Genomic DNA, 18,998 nt, shown 5'->3' on the forward strand with positions numbered 1-18,998 from the left:
GGGACTAGCAGGTGTAGCGCCCCGCGAAACGCGCGGCGGCTACTGCTCTATTGGGTACGTTCAAGGCACGTATCAGCGAAGACACGTGAATACGCACGGTATAGGGAGAGATTTCCAGTTCAGCGGCAATTTCCTTGTTGGTTTTACCTTGTGCGATCAAATGCCAGACTTCCCGCTGCCGCGACGTCAGTTTGCCCATCGCATGATCACTTTCAAATGATGGTGATCCGGCCGGTTCGTATTTGACCACTACTTGGCCATTCCGAATATCGTTGATGGCGTTACGTACCTCTTCGGCTGAAATGTTCTTGCCAATAAAACCATTGGCGCCGGCCTCCATCACTCGCGTAATGACCACGCTGTCATCGACTGTCGAAACAACAACGACTGCAGTAGTGCCTCTTTCCCCGCACAGTTTCGCAAGCTCTTTCAAGGAGCAAAGCCCTGGCAAATATACTTCGATAAACAGCATGGCGACAGGTTGCCAGCGTTCCAGGAGAACCCAGACTTCCTCCAGGTTTCCTGCCTGTTTTATCGTTGCTTCAGGTATTAAGCACTCCAGTAGCCCTGTCATGCCCTCTCGATAAAGTGGGTGTTCGTCCGCCACCACAATTCGGCAACTCATATCAGCAAGCACAACCCGTCCAGATCAATGAAAACACGCTTTGATCATGTCCGACTCATACAACTTATGATATAGAACAGCTGAACTAGTACACCTGTGCTAGTTACTAAAGGCCATTAAGCAATTAAGTACATTTTGGTCGATGCAACTGCGGCACAAACAGCGGGCTTGAACCCGTTGCCAGGAAGGGCAGTGCTATCCTCCTTCTCATCGCCTGGGCATAAAGCTACCTAGTTGGCTCGCGTCTCATATCGCATCTTGACCACTTCAACGAGCCGCTCCTGTCCTCCATTGGTTCCGGAGAGGCTGGCCGACCTGATTGATTGTCCACGGTAGGGCCCTTCGGCAGCAAACCAATTCTGCACCACGACCTTCTGGGTCGGTTGCTGACCGGACGTTGATCCAGTGGAAATTTCATTGGTGAAGCGACAGGTCTCGAACGTCCCGAGTGCTGTCTTGATCGTCTCGCGGCCGTGGTAGGTCAGCTTTTCTGATACCTCAAACTCAAGCGTGGTGCCGCCGCTGGCGACCTGGTTCTTGTAACTGACGGCGACTGTCTGCCCGGGTTGTAAATCCAGCGGCGTGGTGGGAGGAGGGGTGTAAAGGGTCGTGGTCAACGAAGGCCCGGCACCGTGTCGATCACCATAGCGAATCAACTGGCCGTCCTTGATTTGCGCAAAGGTGGTCGTTAAATACACCGGCGAATTGCTTATGAACGTGGTGTGTAACGACGCCACCGGGTTGGCCCCGGCGAAGTCTTCAGGGCCCAGCGTTTCGGTTTTACTTCGATTGGTTACTGCAGAGGTGTTGTCGCGACTTTCAGACTCCACAACGGTGCCGGCCTGGAAATCCGCTTCATTGGTACACGGTGCCGAGGAGGCCGTTGCACCAACGGCTGCCTCGGTCCAGGTAGCGCTGGTGGTTAACAGCGAGATCAAGGCCATCGCCAGCGCAGCGTTCATTTCAATTTTTCTGGTGGTTATAGGTTTCAAAAAAAGCATCCCTGTTCAATACGATCGGCAGCGTCGAATAGCGTAGAAAAGACCTATTAGAGCGCGAACAACTGTGATCCAGCGCCAAAGCGCGATGCAATAGGGCAGCTGTGCTATTGAGTTATCTCGATAGCCCCGGTTTTATAAGCAGCCAACGACAGCAGCACCCTTTATCCGCTCGACCATCACCCTGGGTGCTAAGGATTTGCGGGAATAACATGACGTTAGTGAAAAAAACAGCAGCGACTACCCTGGTTTTAATCGTCACCCTGGGGCTGAGCATTCAAGCCTCGTCATTCGAGAGCGGAGCAGACAACAAGGTATTCGATGCCGAGAGTCTTGAGGTGTCGAACGTGCCGTTGGGCGCCTTTCCCTACATCGCCCTTCCCGACGGATATGTCATCGCCACCGCGCCCGATGTCTCCGACTTCGATCAGGTACCCTTCTGGACCGGTGATCGCCTGGCAGTAGTAGAAGGCAAGGTCTGGTCAGCCCATATCGACGCCGCGCAGGGCAAGGCGTTCTCCGACCTGGAATTGCAGCGCAACCTCGAGTCCGTAGTGTCCTCGTTGGGCGGCAGCAAGATCTTCGATGGCAGGATTCCGGAAGACCCTGGCCAGAAGATCAAAGAATGGCCGCGGGACTTCGCGCTCAAATACAACAGTGGCCTGGGGGACATTTGGAATAACGCCGCGCATGTGTTTGTTATCCATCGCGCCGACCGCGATATCTGGATTCATTTGTGCAGCTACGCGTTCGGCGGCGGCCTGCTGATTGCCGAAACCAAACCGCTGCAAATAACGGCCAGCCTGTTGCCGGCCAGTGCACTGAAAGCGCAGATAGATAAAACCGGCAAGGTGGCATTGCACATCAACTTTGCGACTGACCAGACCCGCATCCTTCCGGGTTCACAGCCACAGATCGAGCAAGTGTTGTTGTTACTCAAGCAAAATACATCGTTGAAACTGGCCATTAACGGCTACACCGATCACACCGGTGACCCCGCGCACAACAAGACACTGTCATACGGCCGCGCCAAGGCCGTCGAGGCCGCCATCACCGCCAAGGGCATCGACGCGGCGAGGTTATCTGCGGCCGGGTTTGGCGAGGCTGACCCGGTGGCCGACAACGCCACCGAGGCAGGCAAAGCTGAAAACCGCAGGGTCGAGCTGGTCAAGCAAGACTAAGCGAACGCTCAGGATCAGGGGCGGCCCGGGCCGTCAAGACGAGACCCGTGATGGCTTCCGGCCGATGGCGAGCCCCAAACTATCACGGGTGAAACCGCCGCCCCAACGCATCCAACCGCACCGCAATCGGCGGCAACTGCTCGCTGCTCCTGGCCAACATCTCCACGTCGTCAGCGGTGTTTTGAGCAATGCTCTGCACCGATTGCAAGCGCCCGACAATCTCCTGATTCGCCGAGGTCTGTTCGCGTGTGGTGGAGACAATCCGCCCATTCAGCGCATCGATCTGGGTAATGTCATTGCCCACCGCTCGCAGCATTTCCACTGCCAGCTGACTGTCCTCCACACACCGTTCCACGCCCTGGCGGCTGTCGTGCATGGCTTCCACGGCCTGGCGGCTGCCTTGCTGCAGGCCCTCGATGATGGTTTTGATTTCCTGGGTGGAAACGGCGGTGCGTTGCGCCAGGCTGCGCACTTCGTCGGCGACGACGGCGAAGCCGCGGCCTTGTTCGCCGGCGCGGGCGGCTTCGATGGCGGCGTTGAGGGCAAGGAGGTTGGTCTGGTTGGCGATGCTGCTGATGACTTCCAGTACCGAGCCGATTTGTTCGGCCTGGACCGCCAGGCCTTGGACGGTGTGGTTGGTGCCTTCCAGGCGTGTGGCCAGTTGGGTGATTTCGTGTTGGGCGCGGCCGACGCTTTCCTGGCCACGCAGGATTTGTTGGCTGGCGACGCCCGCGTGCTCAACCGCTTCTTCGACGTGCACCGTAATGTGGCCCATGGCGTCTTCCATGCGCTGCATGGAGTCGGTCATTTGCGCGATTTCGGCCAGTTGGTGGCGAGCACCTTTTTCCAGGGTGCCGCTGGCGTGGGCCAGTTCCTGGCCGAGTTGGCCGAGACCGTGGGAGTCGCGGGCGACGCCGTCGATGAGGTGGGTGATTTGTTGCAGGAAATGGTCAAAGCGCTTGGCAAGGGAGACGTGCACCTTGCCTTCACCTTTGGCGCTTTCCACGGTGAACTGGGTGGTGACGGCGAGCATTTTTTCCAGCATCTCCTCGCTTTCCACCGCCTCGGCCTGGCTGTTTACCGCGAGGTAGAGCAGGGCGATGGTTTCCATCACTACGTAGAAGGCGTGGACAAACACCATGGTCCAACCGCCGTGATGCGCCATCACGAACACCGGGAAGCCTTGATGCTGCAACGCATGGAACACCACGTGGTGCACGGCAATCGTCAGGGCGGCCACCAGGATCGGCAGCCAGTCTCGATAGAACGTCAGCACCGCCAGCAGCGCGAAAATCCCGAAGTGCGCTTCGATCACACCCTGGGCCTGGTTGATGTGCAGCGCCGCCATGACCATCAAGCCCGCGCCCAGTGCGCAACGCATCACCCGCGTGCCGCCGATGGCGCGGTAGAGCGCGGTGAGCACCGTGCTGGTGCCTCCTCCCACGACAATCGCCTGGGTCAGGGTGTCGTGCCAGAACGCAAGCCCGACGGAGAACAGCGTCATCAGCCAGATCAATGCCAGCATGATGCGGTCGGCCTTGCGGTAGTGCTCCAGGAAACGTGCGCGTGCGGGCATTCACTCTTACTCCATGTGGTCTGGCAAGGATCAAAGCATGCGGCGTGCCACTACGGCCCGCGTTCAGGCACTTTGCGGGTGCTGGGAAACCAAAAAGTTTATCGGCTTTGCGGGAGGGGACTTTAAGCGCGAATGCGTTCGGAGGGGGCAGAACACATTCGTGGTGACAAGCCGGGGGGCAATGTGGGAGGGAGCAAGCCCCCACATCAGGACCCCCGTTCGCCAGGTGGATCAGAAGCTGTATTTGGCCGTCAGCATCATGTTGCGTGGGGTGCCGTAGGCGTCGCCGCCATAGCTCACGGAGTTGGCGATGGTGGAGTAATAGCGGCGGTCGAAGATGTTGTTGGCGTTGAGCTGCAGGTCGAGGTGGTCGTTGACCTTGTAGCCGGCCATCAGGTCGGTGACGGCGTAGGCGCCCTGTTGGAGGCGGTAGGTGCTGCCGTCAGCCAGCTTGACGTCGTTGTACAGGCGGCTTTGCCAGGAGATGTTGCCGCCCACGCGCAGTTTCTCCAGCGGGCCCTGGAAGTTGTAGCGGGTGGTCAGCTTGAACAGGTGCTCCGGAACGTCCGTGTCGTACTGCTTGTTGACCTTCTGCGGGTTGGCTTCATCCTTGATGGTGTGGGTACGCGCGTAGGTGTAGCCACCGCCGACCTGCCAGTTCTCGGTCAGCGCGCCTTGCAGTTCGAAGTCGATCCCCTGGCTGCGAATCTCTCCGGAGGCCTCATAGCACTCCGTCTGTGGGCAGTTTTGCACGGTCACCTGGGTGGCGCGGTTTTCCTGGTCGACACGGAACAGCGCCACGCTCGCATTCAGCGCGCCACCCAGGTATTCGCCCTTGATGCCGACCTCGTAGTTTTTGCCGACAATCGGCTTGACCGGGGTACCGGAGGTGTCCTTGGCGCTCTGCGGCGTGAAGATGTCGCTGTAGCTGACGTACACGGAGTGGTGATCGTCCAGCTCGTAGATCAGCCCCGCGTAGCGGGTAAGGTTGCGGGTGACGTGATAGTCGCCGTCGTTGCTGCCGTGGGCATCGTAGTCATACCAGTCCAGGCGCCCGCCGAGGATCAGCTTCAACGGGTCCGCCAGGCTCAGGCGCGTGGTCACGTAGACACCGTCCTGGGTGGTGACCTCGCGATCGTCCGTGGTGTGGACGAAGTCCGGTTTGCCCGCGGTGAGGGGCCAGTTGGTGTCGTAGGGGCTGTAGTTGTGGGTGGTCATGTCGTAGATGCGTCGGCTGGCACCCACCACCAGTTCATGGGTGCGTCCGAATGCCTGGAACGGGCCGCTGGCAAAGGCGTCGACACCGGCCTGGTTTTCATCGTAGGCGGCCTGGTAGACCGTGCGCGCCAGGGTGTTGTTGACCCAGCGCGACTGGTAGGAACCGGAAAACAACGCGTTCTGTTCGGCGTAGTTGGCGTTGACCTGAAGCTTCCAGTCATTGGCCAGGCGCTGGCGCAGTTCGGCGAAGACCGTGTTGATTTCCTGGTCCTTGTTCTCCCAGTCGGTACCGGGATTGTAGGAGCGCGGCAGGTTCAGGTGATGGCCGTCCTGGCCGATCATCGACGAGCCCCAGAAGTAGTTGGTCTTGTCCTTCTGGTTCGAGAAACCGAGGGTGAGGGTGGTGTCTTCGCTCAGGTCGGCCTCGGTGACGGCATAGAACAGGCCGTGATAGGACTCGGCGTTGTCGATGAAGCTGTTGGCGTCTCGGTAGGAAGTGACCACCCGGCCGCGCCAGGTGCCGCTGTCATTGAGCGGGCTGGAGGCGTCGAGCTCGCCACGGTAGTCGTCCCAGCTGCCGGCGGCACCGGTGAGGGTGACTTTCTGTTCGTCCAGCGGCCGCTTGCGGACCAGGTTGATGGCCGCCGACGGGTTGCCCGCACCGGTCACCAGGCCGGTGGCGCCACGCACGACCTCGACACGGTCGAACATCGCCAGGTTCGGCTGGGCGCCTACGGAAACGCCGTTGTAGCCGCTGGGGATGCCGTCGTACATCAGGTTGTCGATGTCGAAACCGCGTGAGGTGTAGGACTGCCGGCCCGGGCCGCTGGAATAGTTGAGGAATAGCCCAGGCGTGGCATTGACCACGTCGTTGATGCTGGTCATCCCCTGGTCATCCATGCGCTGGCGTGTGATGACGGTGACGGCCTGCGGGGTTTCACGCAGGGTGAGGGGCAGTTTGGTCGCGGTTTTCATCGCGCCGGTGGTGTAGGACTGCGTACCCTCGGTGGTTTCGCCCAGTTGCTGCTCGCCGGAGATCTGGGTCGCACCCAGTTCCAAGGTGGTTGCCGGCGTTTCAGCGTCGGCGGCGAAGGCCGCGTGCGAGGTGGCGAGACACACCGCCAAAGCGATCAGACTGGGTGTAAAACCTTTACCGCCGTGTTGTTGCACAGACATGGAACGGACTCTCCCCTAAGTGCCGTCCGTGGCGAATAATAAATCTGTTGATAATTATTCGCATTAGTTTGGCAGATTAAATCTGTCGGAAAAAGCCTTTGGGGAGAATTGGTTAACGAATTTTTCACATCTGCAGGGCAGGCTTTTTGCCATTACCTGCCGTCGGCGAGTTGTTTTTTTGCGTGTTCAATCGCGTTTCGGAATCGCCATCCGACTCGTCGCTTTCACCTCCCGCAGCGCCAGGCTCGACTGGATCGACGCAATCCCCAACTGCCGCCGCAGCACGCTTTCGACAAATTCGCTGTAGCTGTCCAGATCCTCCGCCAGCACCTGCAACAAGTAATCCGCGTCGCCGGTGATCTTGTGGCACGCCAGCACCTGAGGAAGCTCCTTCACCACCGCTTCGAACGCATCCGGAGCATGGTCGGTGTGGATCGCAAAACGCACATGCACAAACGCCATGATGTCCAGGCCGAGCAACTTGCGATCGAGGTTGGCCTGGTAGTCCTTGATCACGCCTTCTTCCTCCAGGCGTTTGCGCCGCCGCCAGCAGGGGGTGAGGCTCAGGGCCAGGCGCTCGCTCAGTTGGGCGTTGGAAATACTCGCGTCTTCCTGCAGCAGGGCGAGGATGGCGAGATCGGTGTCGTCAAGAACGACCTGCTTGGTTTTATTTTTCATATTTGGCTGTAACCAGGGTAAAAACACCCGATAAAGCTATCAGTGTCAGAAGTAAAAGCAAAGAAAGCCCTGCGCAGCCAGAACAAAATAGACCCTGTCTTTTTCTGGCGGATGTATCCAAATGCTGACTGTTTTTAGTGATGACCACCGTTTGCACCACGGCACCGAACTCAAGGACGGCGTGCTCAAGCCCTCATTCGAACAACCCAGCCGCGCCGACACCGTGCGTGACCGCGTCCGGCACGTCGGGCTGGGCGATATCATCGTGCCGCGCCGCTTCGAGCGCGCCTGCTACGTCAACGCCCACAGCGAGCGCTACGTCAGCTTCCTCGAAACCGCCTGGGCCGAATGGACCGCCATCGGCCGCAGCCATGACGCGCTGCCGCTGGTGTGGCCGGTACGGGACCTGGCCAATGAGCAGGTGCCGGACTTCATCGACGGCAAGCTGGGCTTCTTCGCCATGGACGCCGGCTCGCCGATCACCGCCACCACCTGGCAGGCGGTCAAGACCAGCGCGGACATCGCGCTCACCGGCCTGGCGCTGATCGACGAAGGCCATCACAGTGCCTTCGCCCTGTGCCGCCCACCGGGGCACCACGCGGCCCGCGAATACATGGGCGGTTATTGCTACCTCAACAATGCCGCGATTGCCGCCCAACAGGCCATCACCCAAGGTGCCAAGCGCGTAGCGGTGCTGGATGTGGATTTCCACCACGGTAACGGCACGCAGAATATTTTCTATGACCGCGCGGAGGTGCTGTTCATCTCCCTGCACGGCGACCCGTCGGTGTCCTATCCGTATTTTTCCGGCGCCGACAGCGAACGCGGTGCAGGTGCCGGGGAGGGCTTCAACCTGAACTACCCCTTGCCGAAAAACACCACGTGGGCCCAGTACAAAACCGCGCTGATCCACGCCTGCCAGCAACTCAAACACTTCGCCCCCGAGGTGCTGGTGATCTCCCTCGGCGTCGACACCTTCAAGGACGACCCCATCAGCCACTTCCTCCTCGACAGCCAGGACTTCCTCAGCATGGGCGAGATCATCGCCGGGGTGGGCGTGCCGACGCTGTTCGTGATGGAAGGCGGCTACATGGTCGACGAGATCGGCATCAACGCCGTCAACGTCCTGCACGGCTTCGAAAGCAAGACTGCCTGACCTAATAACAACACTCGCTCGATTCTTTTTTCTGCCAAAACTCAAAAACATAACAAGAGGTTTTGTGATGAAAACAACCACGTCCGGGCTGTGTGAAAAGCCTGCGTTGCAACGCACCCTGAGCAACCGCCACATCCAGCTGATGGCCATGGGCGGTGCGATCGGCACCGGCCTGTTCATGGGCTCCGGCAAGATCATCGCGTTGTCCGGCACCTCGATCATCCTGATCTACATGATCATCGGGCTGTTCGTGTACTTCGTGATGCGCGCCATGGGTGAGCTGCTGCTGTCCAACCTCAACTTCAAGAGCTTCGCCGACTTTGCCGGCGCCTACCTGGGCCCGCGTGCGGCGTTCTTTCTCGGCTGGTCGTACTGGCTGAGCTGGAGCGTGGCGGTGGTGGGGGACGCGGTGGTGGTCGGCGGGTTTTTCCAGTACTGGTTCCCGCATGTGCCAGCGTGGATGCCGGCGGTGGGCATGCTGTTGACGCTGTTCGCGTTGAACGTGCTGACGGTCAGGCTGTTCGGCGAAGTGGAATTCTGGTTCGCGATCATCAAGATCATCGCGGTGCTGACCCTGATCGGTGTCAGCGTGGTGCTGATTGCCAGCTCGTTTGTCTCGCCCACCGGGGTCACGGCCTCCGTGAGCCACTTGCTGGACAAACAGGCGGCGTTTCCCAATGGCCTGTTCGGTTTTTTCGCCGGCTTCCAGATGGCGATCTTTTCCTTTGCCGGCACCGAACTGATCGGCACCGCAGCCGCCGAAACCCGAGCACCGGAAAGGACCTTGCCCAAGGCGATCAACTCGATTCCGCTGCGGATCATCCTGTTCTACGTGCTGGCCCTGGCGTGCATCATCGCGGTCACCTCGTGGCAACAGGTGTCGCCGAGCAAGAGCCCGTTCGTGGAACTGTTCCTGGTGGCGGGCTTTCCAGCTGCGGCGGGGATCGTCAATTTCGTGGTGCTGACCTCGGCGGCCTCGTCGGCCAACAGTGGGGTGTTCTCCGCCAGCCGCATGTTGTTCGGCCTGGCTGACCTGGGGGACGCCCCGGGTATCTTTGGACGCTTGTCGAAAAGCAGCGTGCCGTTTATCAGCCTGGCCTTCACCACCTTGCTGATGCTGCTGGGCCTGGTGTTGCTGTTTGTGGTGCCGGAGGTGATGACCGCCTTCACGATTGTGTCGACGGTGTCGGCGATCCTGGTGATTTTCACCTGGTCGACCATCCTCGCGTCCTACATTGCCTACCGCAAAAAGCGCCCGGACCTGCACGCCAGATCTCTCTACAAGATGCCTGGCGGTGTGCCGATGGCCTGGTTTTCCCTGGCCTTCATGGCCTTCGTCCTCGGCCTGCTGGCGTTGCGGCCGGATACACGCCTGGCGCTGTACGTGATGCCGGCCTGGTTTATCTGGCTGGGCATTGCCTTTCAGTTTTCACGCTTCAAGGCTGCCGGGGTGGTCAATCCCGGTCATAGGTGATTCACGGGTTCCCTAGAACTCCATTCTCAAGCCCACCGTGCCCTGGCGGCCGTTGAAGGTGTTGCTGTCCAGGTTGCGGTTGTAGCCCAGCTCGCCGTACAGGCTGATGCCCGTGGTCACCTTCAGCGTGGCGCCGGCGGTCAGGTCCAGGGTGGTGGACTTCTGCTCGGTGTCGATGGCCGTCACACCGTTGAAGGTGACGGTGTTCTGCCCGGCGCTGGTGTGCCAGACATTCGCCCGTACGTAGGGTTGAAGCGGCATGCTGCGGACCAGATAGTCACCGCGCAGGCGCACCCCGAGGCGGCTGGTGACGTTAGTGTCGGCGTCATAGGCGACGTCGGAGATCCCGTCGTTTTGCTTATCCAGTCTGGTCTTGCCGACGATCAGTTGCGCCTGGGGTTCAACCACCCAGTTACCCACCCACGCAAACGGCCAGCCGACTTCGGCGGACGCCGTGACATTGTGCCCCCGGGTGTCCATCTTCACGCCACGATCCGACTCGTTATTGCCGTCGAAGCGGGTGCCCATCAGTACCAGGTCGAGGTAGGCCTGGTTGGCGCCGATCAGCGTCCAGTAGACCCCCAGGCTGTCCCCGCGCAAGGTGGTCTTGCCGGCGTCCTTGTCCTGCCAGCCGCCGTTGAAGCCCTTGATGTTGCCTTTGAGGGTGCTGTGGCCGACAAAGAACCCGCTCCGTTGGGTCAGGCCATTGTCGTAGGTGCTGGCGTACAGGTCGGTACCCACTTGGAAGCCGGTCACCGAACTGTCGAGCGACGGGCTGACCGTTCCGGTGAAGCTCTGGCGCGTGCTGTTGCCGTAGGTCCGTCCCCAGCCCGACGTGAATGGGCCGGTATGCAACTGCTGGCTTTGGTCACCCATACGCTGGTGGAAGGTGCCGAGCATGCCCTGCACGAGTTGTTGTGCGGCGGGAAACAACGCAGCGTAGATCGGCACTTCCGGGCGATAAATAGGGATCGGTTCGGTCCCGGGATTGGGCGGCAGCGGTGGTTCACCGGGAACGGGGGTGGGTAACGGCACGATAATCACCGGGCCAGGCGGCACCACGGGGATCGTCGAGCGCAGGTAGTAGTTCTCCGCCGTACCGGCCGTGACACCGCCTTTGAACAGGTAGTAGTCGAACGCGCCGGCAGACACCGGGCCCGCCAGTGTAAACGCGCTGCCACTGCCAGACGCGCCGTTGAGGGCTTGCACCACCTGGATGCCGTCCTGCAGGGTGGCCGCACCCGCGCCGCCGAGGTTGGTGACGCTGATGGCGGTGGTACCGGCGAGGGTGCCCTGGTTGATGATCAGTTTGTCGCTGGGGGAATCATCCGCGCCCAGGGCGCTTTGCAGTAAAAGCCGTCCATTGTCGCCGGTGTAATTGCCATTAATGGTCAAGGTGTCGCTGGTGCGGGTGTTGCCGGTGGTCATGTTGAGGGTGCCGCTGTTGGTGACGTTCACCCGTTGGCCGGCCGTAAAAGGGTCGATCACCCCCGTGCCGATCAACAGTTCACTGGTCCCGTCGATGCTCAGGCTGCCCGTGCCGGTGTCGCTGTCACCCAGTTTCAGCGTTCCGCCCAGGATCAACTGCGACTGGTTGTCCAGCCGAATGCTTTCCCAATTGGGAAACAGGCCCGGATCGCCTGCCTTGGTATTGTCCAGTGTGAGCGTGTCGACACCCAGGCCAGCGTCGATCAACTGCGCCGCGGCCAGTTGGGTGTTGACCAGGTTCTGCAGCACCGCCGTGTCGTCACCGGCGCCCAGCAGTACGAACGAATGCAGGTTGCCACCGGTCCATTCGAAGTCATCGTTGCCAAAGCTGAGGAGTATCTGGCCGTTGACGTCGCCACCGGACACCGCTACGTGATCGTTTCCCCCGCTGACACTGATGTTGCCGCCGACAAAGGCCGTGCCCGAGATCAGGATGGTGTCGTTGCCGAAGCCGGTCACCAGGTTGCCGATGATCCTGCCACCCGACATGTCGAACAGGTTGTTGTCGAGCTTCATGTCGACCCGGCCGATGGTGCCGCCGCTCATCCTGGCCTGGTCGCCATCCTCGAAGGCTCCGGTGATGGTGCCGCCACTCATGTTGAAGGTGTCCAGGCCATCGCCCTGAGCCAGTGAGGCAATGGTGCCGCCGCTCTGGGCGTAGCTGTCGACGCCTGCGCCCTGGCTGACGGCGCCGGCCTGTCCGCCGGTGATCTGCGCCACATCCGCGCCCGAGCCCTGGCTGACGCTGCCGGTGATGCTGCCCAGGTTGAGCCGGAAAATATTACTGCCATCGCCCTGGTTGAGGTTGCCATCAATCCCGGCACTGGGCCCGTTCACATCCACCAGATCGTTGCCGGCGCCGTAGGTGACATTCCCGGTAATCCGCCCCGTGGCGCTGAGGTTCAGGGTGTTGTTGCCGGCACTGTCGGTAAAGCCCGGTGCCGTGCCGCTGTCGCAGGAAGAGAGGTCGTCCCCGGCGGTGTTGCTGATGGTGCACGCCCCGTAAGAGGCGCTCGGCAGTGCCGCCAGGGCAATCAGGTACAGCAGGGTCAGAGTCCGTAAGCGCATGATCCATCCTCGTGCGAGGGGAAAGTTGCCCCGGCACCGGCAAAGGCCGGTGCAGGCCAGACCATGACAACGTGACACGCGATACGGAGCAGGGAGTGCGGGTTACCTGTTCGAAAACACCGGCCAATGCAAGGAGTTGGCATGGCTTTCTCGACTGCACCTCAACGGGTGCAGCGCTGTTTGCACCCTAGCCATACATCGTGCAGGGCGCTACTGTCAGAGTTGACAGGTATAGACGAGCTGCCGGTCTTACGAAAACACAATCTCGTAAGGCTCGCGCATACGCTCCAGCAGCACCTGGGCCAATATCGGCGCCAGGCCGATCTGCGGGTCGCCCGCCAACTGGCTGGCATACGCATGGACGGCGTGGAGTTTGCGCGCCACGGTCCAGGTGTCCAGGCGTACCTTGCGCGCCCGTTGCCAGGGGATCGTCGCACCCTCGCGGGCGGGGCAGTGCCAGGCCCAGATCGGCAGTTCATAGAGTTGCGCGCCCACCAGCCTGCAGGCGTTGGCGCTGGCACGGCCGACGGCCTCATGGTCGTCATTGCCGTCGTTGCGCCAGGTGGAAAACACCACGTCGCCCGGTTGCAGGTAGCGCGCGATAAATTGGCTCAGTTGCGGCTCGCGAGCGGCGAGGGCGTTGTCGCAGAAACCGCCGCGAATCCACTTCAGGCTGTGCAAGGGCATGCCCAGGCGGCGCAGCGCCTCGGCGCTTTCCTGGGGCCGCACCACACTCAGGCGGCTGGCCGGCCATACGTGGGAACCCGGGTGGCTGGCACTGCCGTCCGTGATGGAGATCATTTGCAGGGGGTGTTCCAGGGTGCTGAGCAATTGCAGTAGACCGCCGCAGGCCACCACCTCGTCGCCGGGATGGGGCGCGATGATCACCACACGCGCGCCAGCGGGCACCAGGGAGGTGGTAGAGATAGGCGGGATTTGCGCCAGCTGCGGTGCGCTGTTCCAGATTTGCGCGGGGCCGCGACGGCCTTCACTGAGGGAGGCAGGCTTCATGGGCGTTACGTCCTTGTCGATTGATGCTGGGTCGTGCCCCGTTGACGGGACGACTCTATTTATTCACCACAGACTCCGCCGTGGTGCACGCGTGGTAATCCAACCCTGAATTACCAGCAAGGCGTCATCAGCATAGACAAGGATTGGTCGCTTTTACATTTTGCAATGTCGTTTTTTTCAAGACGCGCACATCAGGCTCTTCAAATAATCGCCGAACCCGCCCTGGGCACGGGCCTCCAGGCGCGCGCTGGTGATGACTTGCGGGGCGTGGCTCCAGGCGATGGAGGCCCCGCAGCGCTCGAGGTCACGCACCAATTGCACATCTTCGTGACAGGCCAGCGGTTCGAACCCTCCGGCGCGCACATAGGCCCCGGCACTGATGCCCAGGTTGGCGCCGTGGATATGCCGGTGACCGTCACGGGCGTGGTACGCCGCCTGGTAACGGATCTGCGCCGCCGGGTCGAACTCTTCGCTCCAGGTGTCGACGGTCACGGTGCCGCACACCGCGTCGGCGCCCAGTGCCAACTGGGCCACCAGCCAATCGGGGGCCACGCGGCTGTCGGCGTCGGTGCACGAAATCCAGCGTGCACCCTGGTTGAGCAGGTGTCGCGCGCCCACCCCGCGCACATGGCCCACATTGCGCGCCTGTACCTCCAGGCGCTGCACCGGGAACCCCTCGGCAATCTCCGCACTGGCATCGCTGCAACTGTCGAGCAGCACCAGGATCTGCACCGTTTCACCCAGCAGGCCTGGGTGACTGGCGGCCACCAATGCTGCCTCCAGACACTCGCCGAGCAGCGCCTCTTCGTTATGTACCGGGATCAGAATGCCGATCATCGCAGGCCCTCAAGGGTGGCAACCGAAGTGCCGTCGCGGCTCCACAGGTCGAGTAGAAAGTCGGGTTCGTGGTGGGTGGCGACCAGGGGCATCCCCAGCCGCTCATGGAGCAGGGCATGCACCTGTTCGGCGGTCTGCGGGCACCCGTCGATCGTCGGGCGCCAGTGGCAGGCCAACACCTGGCCGTTGGCGGTGAGGCTGCTGAGGGCGCGATCGATCAAGCGGCACAGGTCATCGCGATCGAGGTAGTAGCACAACTCGCTCAAGACAATCAGGTCGAACTCGCCTATCGGCCATTGCTCGGGCAGGCGGCTCTGCTCCACACGGGCATGGGCAAAGCCCAGCAGGCGGCTGCGTGCCAGGGCGACGGCGGCCGAGGCGGTGTCGCAACACAGCAGGTGATCACAGCGTGGGGCCAGCTCGAAGCTCAATTCGCCATTGGCGCAACCGGGTTCGAACACCGAGGCATAGCGCGGCCGGGTCAACAGTGCCAGGGTCAGCGCCCGTTTGCGACGCTCGTACCAGCGTTGGCGAAAGGCCCAGGGGTCGTCGTTACCGGCAAACAGTTGATCGAAATACGGTGTCGCCACACTCATACGAATACCACTTCAAAAGGTTGTAGCAGACGCTCCACCACATAGGGCGCCAGCACCGGCGGCAGGCCGATCTGCGGGTCACCCTCCAGCTGGCTGGCGAACGCATGAATGGCATGGCGCTTGCGCGCGACGGCTTCACAGCTCAGGGGGATTTTGCGGGCACGGTGCCAGGGCACCAGGCTGTTCTCGGGAGACGCCCAGTGCCAGGTCCACACCGGCAGCTCATAGAGGGCCGCACCCACCGCGTGCGCTGCCTTGGCGCTCGCGCGGCCAACGGCCTCGTGGTCGCAATGGCCGTCTTCGCGCCAGGTGGTAAACACCACATCCGTGGGTTTGAGGTGGCGCTGGATAAAGGCGCTGAGCTGGTCTTCCCGCGCTGCCACCTGGCTGTCGCTGAAGCCGGCCCGCAACCATTTCAGGCTGTGCAACGGCACACCGAGGCGGTGCAGGGCCTGGGCCGACTCCTGGGGGCGCACCACGCTCAAGCGCTCCACCGACCAGTGGGTGGAGCCGGGATGACTGGCGCTGCCATCGGTTACCGAAATCAATTGAATGGGCCGGCCCAGTTCGGCCAAGCCTTGCAACAGGCCGCCACAGCCCAGCACTTCGTCATCCGGGTGTGGGGCGATGATCACCGCGCGGTGGCCCTCGGGTACCAATTGTTCGACGCTGATCTGCGGCAGTTCGGCCATCAGCGGCGAGTCCTGCCAGCGCTGCAGGGGCGTGCCCTGGCCGACGATCGGGTTGGGTTTCATAACTGCCACCTCCCTGTGGGTTCCCCTGCGACCAGTTCGCCGAGGCCGGCCAGGTCGCGTTCGGCATGGCTCTGGCGGACATACACCGGCAGGTCCGCCATCAACTGGGCGAAGTGCGGATCCTTGCAGTACGGACCCGCGCCCACGGCTCTGCCCACGTGCCGCATGACCTGCTCGACGGTGTCCTCGATGCTCGCGCGCACCTGCTGGGCCAGGTGCCGGGCATCGGCCCTGGGGTAGCGGTCGATCTGCTCCGCACTGGCCCGCAGCACGCAGGCAGCGCTGTTCAAGGCGCTGTCGACCGCCCCCAGATGGGCGAGGGCGTGAGGCTCCGAGCGCTTGCTGCAGTGATCGCGCAACACCTCGGCCAGGCGTTGTGCCGCACCGTACCAGCAGGCGGCGATACCGATGCCGCCTTGCCAGAATCCGGGACGCCCGAGGTAGTCGCCGGGGCCGCCCACGGCAAGGCCATGGGCGCCGTCAAAGACGACCTCGACGCTGCCGGTGGCGGCCATGCCCACGGCATTCCAACCGTCGTGGGTGACCGTGATGCCCGGTTGGTCCATCTGCACCGCCACCAATTGCTGGCCGCCTTGTTCATCCCACGCCGTCAGCAAACCATGGCTGAGCACCGCCGCCCCGGAACACCAGGCTTTACGCCCGTCCAGACGCAGGCGATGGCCCTCGCAGCGCACCTGCACCTTGGCATTCGGCGGTTCTGCGGCCCACATGCCCCACAGACTGCCCAAAGGCGGCGCCGGGCTACGCAGCTCGGCAATGATGGCCAACGCATCGGTGTGGCCTTCGAACAGCTTGCACAAGCGCAGGTCATGACCCGCCACCTGCGCCAGGCGGCTGAACCGCCCCAGGGTGTCGCCGCTGCCAGGCAGCGGCAACTGATCGAGGCCTTCCTCCTGAAATGCCCTCAGGGCCTTGGCCAGGTCCTGCGTGTCCGCATAGCCCTGGAAGCCTTGAAGGAATCCATGCAGTGCCATGTCACACCTCGTCGTCACGCTGCAGTTCGAACAGCAGCAGCGAGCGGCCGGTCACACCGTACTCGTGGTCGAACTCGAAGCGTTCCTGGCCACGTACCGCCGGCTCGTTGGTGTCGAGCATGCAGGTCCAGAACTCACCCTCCGGCACCGGCGGCAGGCGGAAATTGACCACGTCGTGGTGGGCGTTCACCACCAGCAACAGGGTGGCGTCGGCACCGGCGCGGCGAATCCCGGTTTCCTGGGCGCGGCCATCCATCAGCATGCCCAGGCAACGGCCGTGGCTGTCTTCCCACTGTTCGGTGGTCATCTCGGTGCCATCCGGCGACAACCAGGTGACGTCCTTGACGCCGATGTCTTCGTTGTAGTCGCCTACCAGGAAGCGCCCACGACGCAGGATCGGGTAGGCCAGGCGCAGCTTGATCAGGCGCTTGACGAACTTGAGCAACGCCTTGCCATCCTCGTCCAGGTCCCAGTTGACCCAGCCGATCTCGCTGTCCTGGCAGTAGGCATTGTTGTTGCCGTGCTGGGTCCGCGCGAACTCGTCACCGGCGACCAGCATCGGCGTGCCCTGGGCCAGCAGCAGCGTGGCGAAGAAGTTGCGCATCTGGCGCAGGCGCAGTGCGTTGATTTCCGGGTCGTCGGTGGGGCCCTCGACGCCGTGGTTCCAGGACAGGTTGTTATTGCTGCCGTCCTGGTTGTTTTCGTCGTTGGCTTCGTTGTGCTTGTCGTTGTACGACACCAGGTCATGCAGGGTGAAACCGTCATGGGCGGTGATGAAGTTCACCGAACTGTACGGGCGGCGGCCACGGTGGTTGAACATCTCGCCCGAGGCGGTCATGCGCCCGGCGAAGTCCGCCAGTTGGCCGTCATCGCCTTTCCAGAAAGCCCTTACGGTGTCACGGAAGCGGTCGTTCCATTCAACCCAGCCTGGCGGGAAGTTGCCCACCTGGTAGCCACCGGGGCCGCAGTCCCAGGGCTCGGCAATCAGTTTCAGCTGGCGCAGCACCGGGTCCTGGCGGCAGGCCACGAGGAAGCTGTGGCGTTCATCGAAGCCATCGCGGTAGCGGCCCAGGATGGTCGCCAGGTCGAAGCGGAAGCCGTCGACGTGCATCTCGTTGGCCCAGTAACGCAGGGAGTCGGTGACCATCTGCAGTACGCACGGGTGGCTCAGGTCCAGGGTGTTGCCGGTGCCGGAGTCGTTGATGTAGAAGCGCTTGTCATCGGGCATCAGCCGGTAGTACGAAGCGTTGTCGATGCCGCGCATGGACAGGGTCGGGCCGCGCTCGTTGCCTTCGGCGGTGTGGTTGTAGACCACGTCGAGGATCACTTCCAGCTTCTGCTCGTGCAGGTGCGCGACCATCTCCTTGAACTCGGCGATCTTGCCGCTGGCCAGGTAGCGCGGGTCGGGGGCGAAGAACGCAATGCTGTTGTAGCCCCAGTAGTTGGTCATGCCTTTTTCCAGCAGGTGCTGGTCGTTGACGAAGGCGTGCACCGGCAGCAACTCCACCGACGAGATGCCCAACTGGCGGATGTGCTTGAGCACATCATCTTCCATCAACCCGGCACAGGTGCCGCGCACGTCTTCGCCCACCGAAGGGTGGCGCATGCTGATGCCGCGCAGGTGGGTTTCGTAGATGATCGTACGGTCCCACGGCACCCGCACCGGCTGGTCGTTGCCCCAGGTGTGCGCCGGGTCGATGACCTTGCACTTGGGCACGAAGGGCGCACTGTCACGCTCGTCGAAACTGAGGTCGTCGTCCGGGTGGCCGATGGTGTAGCCGAACAGCGCTTCGGACCATTTGAGTTCGCCCACCAGTTGCTTGGCGTAGGGGTCGATCAGCAATTTGTGGTGGTTGAAGCGATGACCATTGGCCGGGTCATAAGGCCCGTACACACGGTAGCCGTAGATCAGCCCAGGGTGGGCGTCGGGCAAGTAACCGTGGAAAATTTCGTCGGTGTATTCGGGCAGTTCGATGCGCTCGAGTTCCACTTCGCCGGTGTCGTCGAACAGGCACAGTTCGACTTTCTCGGCGTTGGCCGAGAACAGCGCAAAGTTGACACCCAGGCCATCCCAGGTAGCGCCGAGGGGGAAGGGCAAACCTTCACGAATCCGCGACGGCTCGCTGCCCGGCGTCGAAGGGGTCTTATGGGGTTTGCTCATTGAGT

15 protein-coding genes are annotated in these 18,998 nt (G+C 61.9%); 3 read left to right on the top strand and 12 right to left on the bottom strand.

The window, feature by feature from the left end; genetic code table 11:
* Positions 1-4 precede the first annotated feature (4 nt).
* Both BFP99_RS23055 and BFP99_RS23060 read right to left on the bottom strand, forming a co-directional pair.
* Positions 5-625, bottom strand: a complete 621-nt coding sequence (locus tag BFP99_RS23055) for a LuxR C-terminal-related transcriptional regulator (protein WP_065948296.1) — start codon at positions 623-625, stop codon at positions 5-7.
* 230 nt (positions 626-855) lie between these two features.
* Complete coding sequence (locus BFP99_RS23060) at positions 856-1,569, bottom strand: hypothetical protein (protein WP_065925239.1); 714 nt, start codon at positions 1,567-1,569, stop codon at positions 856-858.
* A gap of 266 nt (positions 1,570-1,835) precedes the next feature.
* Here BFP99_RS23060 and BFP99_RS23065 point away from each other — a divergent pair, with 266 nt between their 5' ends.
* Positions 1,836-2,804 (top strand): OmpA family protein, encoded by a 969-nt coding sequence (locus tag BFP99_RS23065; RefSeq protein ID WP_065948297.1) that lies wholly within the window; start codon positions 1,836-1,838, stop codon positions 2,802-2,804.
* Positions 2,805-2,886: 82 nt separating this feature from the next.
* Here the strand turns inward: BFP99_RS23065 and BFP99_RS33900 are convergent, their stop codons facing one another.
* The 3 genes from BFP99_RS33900 to BFP99_RS23080 all read right to left on the bottom strand — a co-directional run bounded on the left by BFP99_RS33900 (position 2,887) and on the right by BFP99_RS23080 (position 7,452).
* Positions 2,887-4,380 (bottom strand): methyl-accepting chemotaxis protein, encoded by a 1,494-nt coding sequence (locus tag BFP99_RS33900; protein WP_065948298.1) that lies wholly within the window; start codon positions 4,378-4,380, stop codon positions 2,887-2,889.
* Positions 4,381-4,611: 231 nt separating this feature from the next.
* Positions 4,612-6,774 carry a TonB-dependent siderophore receptor gene (locus BFP99_RS23075; RefSeq protein WP_065948299.1) on the bottom strand — a complete coding sequence of 721 codons (2,163 nt, stop codon included), beginning with the start codon at positions 6,772-6,774 and terminating at the stop codon, positions 4,612-4,614.
* Between the two features lie 186 nt (positions 6,775-6,960).
* A complete protein-coding gene (locus BFP99_RS23080) occupies positions 6,961-7,452 on the bottom strand; it encodes an Lrp/AsnC family transcriptional regulator (protein WP_027606753.1) in 492 nt (163 codons plus the stop codon).
* Between the two features lie 121 nt (positions 7,453-7,573).
* Here BFP99_RS23080 and BFP99_RS23085 point away from each other — a divergent pair, with 121 nt between their 5' ends.
* Positions 7,574-8,608, top strand: coding sequence for a histone deacetylase family protein (locus tag BFP99_RS23085; protein ID WP_065948300.1), 1,035 nt, complete (start codon positions 7,574-7,576; stop codon positions 8,606-8,608).
* Positions 8,609-8,675: 67 nt separating this feature from the next.
* Positions 8,676-10,082 (top strand): amino acid permease, encoded by a 1,407-nt coding sequence (locus BFP99_RS23090; RefSeq protein ID WP_027606751.1) that lies wholly within the window; start codon positions 8,676-8,678, stop codon positions 10,080-10,082.
* A 12-nt stretch (positions 10,083-10,094) separates the two neighbouring features.
* Here BFP99_RS23090 and BFP99_RS23095 read toward each other — a convergent pair whose 3' ends face one another.
* The 7 genes from BFP99_RS23095 to glgX form a co-directional block, all read right to left on the bottom strand.
* Positions 10,095-12,638, bottom strand: a complete 2,544-nt coding sequence (locus tag BFP99_RS23095) for an autotransporter family protein (RefSeq protein WP_065948301.1) — start codon at positions 12,636-12,638, stop codon at positions 10,095-10,097.
* 249 nt (positions 12,639-12,887) lie between these two features.
* Positions 12,888-13,649 (bottom strand): PIG-L deacetylase family protein, encoded by a 762-nt coding sequence (locus BFP99_RS23100; protein WP_027606749.1) that lies wholly within the window; start codon positions 13,647-13,649, stop codon positions 12,888-12,890.
* Positions 13,650-13,826: 177 nt separating this feature from the next.
* Positions 13,827-14,486 (bottom strand): glycosyltransferase, encoded by a 660-nt coding sequence (locus tag BFP99_RS23105; RefSeq protein ID WP_065925217.1) that lies wholly within the window; start codon positions 14,484-14,486, stop codon positions 13,827-13,829.
* The gene (locus BFP99_RS23110; protein ID WP_065925218.1) at positions 14,483-15,082 is read right to left on the bottom strand and encodes an SAM-dependent methyltransferase; all 600 of its coding nucleotides are present in this window, start codon (positions 15,080-15,082) and stop codon (positions 14,483-14,485) included. The genes BFP99_RS23105 and BFP99_RS23110 overlap by 4 nt, the downstream gene beginning before the upstream one ends.
* Complete coding sequence (locus BFP99_RS23115; protein ID WP_065925219.1) at positions 15,079-15,837, bottom strand: PIG-L deacetylase family protein; 759 nt, start codon at positions 15,835-15,837, stop codon at positions 15,079-15,081. The genes BFP99_RS23110 and BFP99_RS23115 overlap by 4 nt, the downstream gene beginning before the upstream one ends.
* Positions 15,834-16,832, bottom strand: coding sequence for an acyl-CoA dehydrogenase family protein (locus BFP99_RS23120; protein ID WP_065948302.1), 999 nt, complete (start codon positions 16,830-16,832; stop codon positions 15,834-15,836). Before BFP99_RS23120 ends, BFP99_RS23115 begins: the two co-directional genes overlap by 4 nt.
* Position 16,833: 1 nt before the next feature.
* The gene (glgX, locus tag BFP99_RS23125) at positions 16,834-18,993 is read right to left on the bottom strand and encodes a glycogen debranching protein GlgX (protein WP_065948303.1); all 2,160 of its coding nucleotides are present in this window, start codon (positions 18,991-18,993) and stop codon (positions 16,834-16,836) included.
* Between the last annotated feature and the right edge of the window lie 5 nt (positions 18,994-18,998).

Origin of the sequence: Pseudomonas sp. 1 R 17 (assembly GCF_900067035.1) — a bacterium.
GTDB classification, from domain to species: Bacteria; Pseudomonadota; Gammaproteobacteria; order Pseudomonadales; family Pseudomonadaceae; genus Aquipseudomonas; species Aquipseudomonas marginalis.

Coding starts and splice junctions, on each gene's coding strand:
- BFP99_RS23055 (WP_065948296.1), bottom strand. CDS start 625: ATGAGTTGCCGAATTGTGGTGGCGGACGAACACCCACTTTATCGAGAG.
- BFP99_RS23060 (WP_065925239.1), bottom strand. CDS start 1,569: ATGGCCTTGATCTCGCTGTTAACCACCAGCGCTACCTGGACCGAGGCA.
- BFP99_RS23065 (WP_065948297.1), top strand. CDS start 1,836: ATGACGTTAGTGAAAAAAACAGCAGCGACTACCCTGGTTTTAATCGTC.
- BFP99_RS33900 (WP_065948298.1), bottom strand. CDS start 4,380: ATGCCCGCACGCGCACGTTTCCTGGAGCACTACCGCAAGGCCGACCGC.
- BFP99_RS23075 (WP_065948299.1), bottom strand. CDS start 6,774: ATGTCTGTGCAACAACACGGCGGTAAAGGTTTTACACCCAGTCTGATC.
- BFP99_RS23080 (WP_027606753.1), bottom strand. CDS start 7,452: ATGAAAAATAAAACCAAGCAGGTCGTTCTTGACGACACCGATCTCGCC.
- BFP99_RS23085 (WP_065948300.1), top strand. CDS start 7,574: ATGCTGACTGTTTTTAGTGATGACCACCGTTTGCACCACGGCACCGAA.
- BFP99_RS23090 (WP_027606751.1), top strand. CDS start 8,676: ATGAAAACAACCACGTCCGGGCTGTGTGAAAAGCCTGCGTTGCAACGC.
- BFP99_RS23095 (WP_065948301.1), bottom strand. CDS start 12,638: ATGCGCTTACGGACTCTGACCCTGCTGTACCTGATTGCCCTGGCGGCA.
- BFP99_RS23100 (WP_027606749.1), bottom strand. CDS start 13,649: ATGAAGCCTGCCTCCCTCAGTGAAGGCCGTCGCGGCCCCGCGCAAATC.
- BFP99_RS23105 (WP_065925217.1), bottom strand. CDS start 14,486: ATGATCGGCATTCTGATCCCGGTACATAACGAAGAGGCGCTGCTCGGC.
- BFP99_RS23110 (WP_065925218.1), bottom strand. CDS start 15,082: ATGAGTGTGGCGACACCGTATTTCGATCAACTGTTTGCCGGTAACGAC.
- BFP99_RS23115 (WP_065925219.1), bottom strand. CDS start 15,837: ATGAAACCCAACCCGATCGTCGGCCAGGGCACGCCCCTGCAGCGCTGG.
- BFP99_RS23120 (WP_065948302.1), bottom strand. CDS start 16,832: ATGGCACTGCATGGATTCCTTCAAGGCTTCCAGGGCTATGCGGACACG.
- glgX (WP_065948303.1), bottom strand. CDS start 18,993: ATGAGCAAACCCCATAAGACCCCTTCGACGCCGGGCAGCGAGCCGTCG.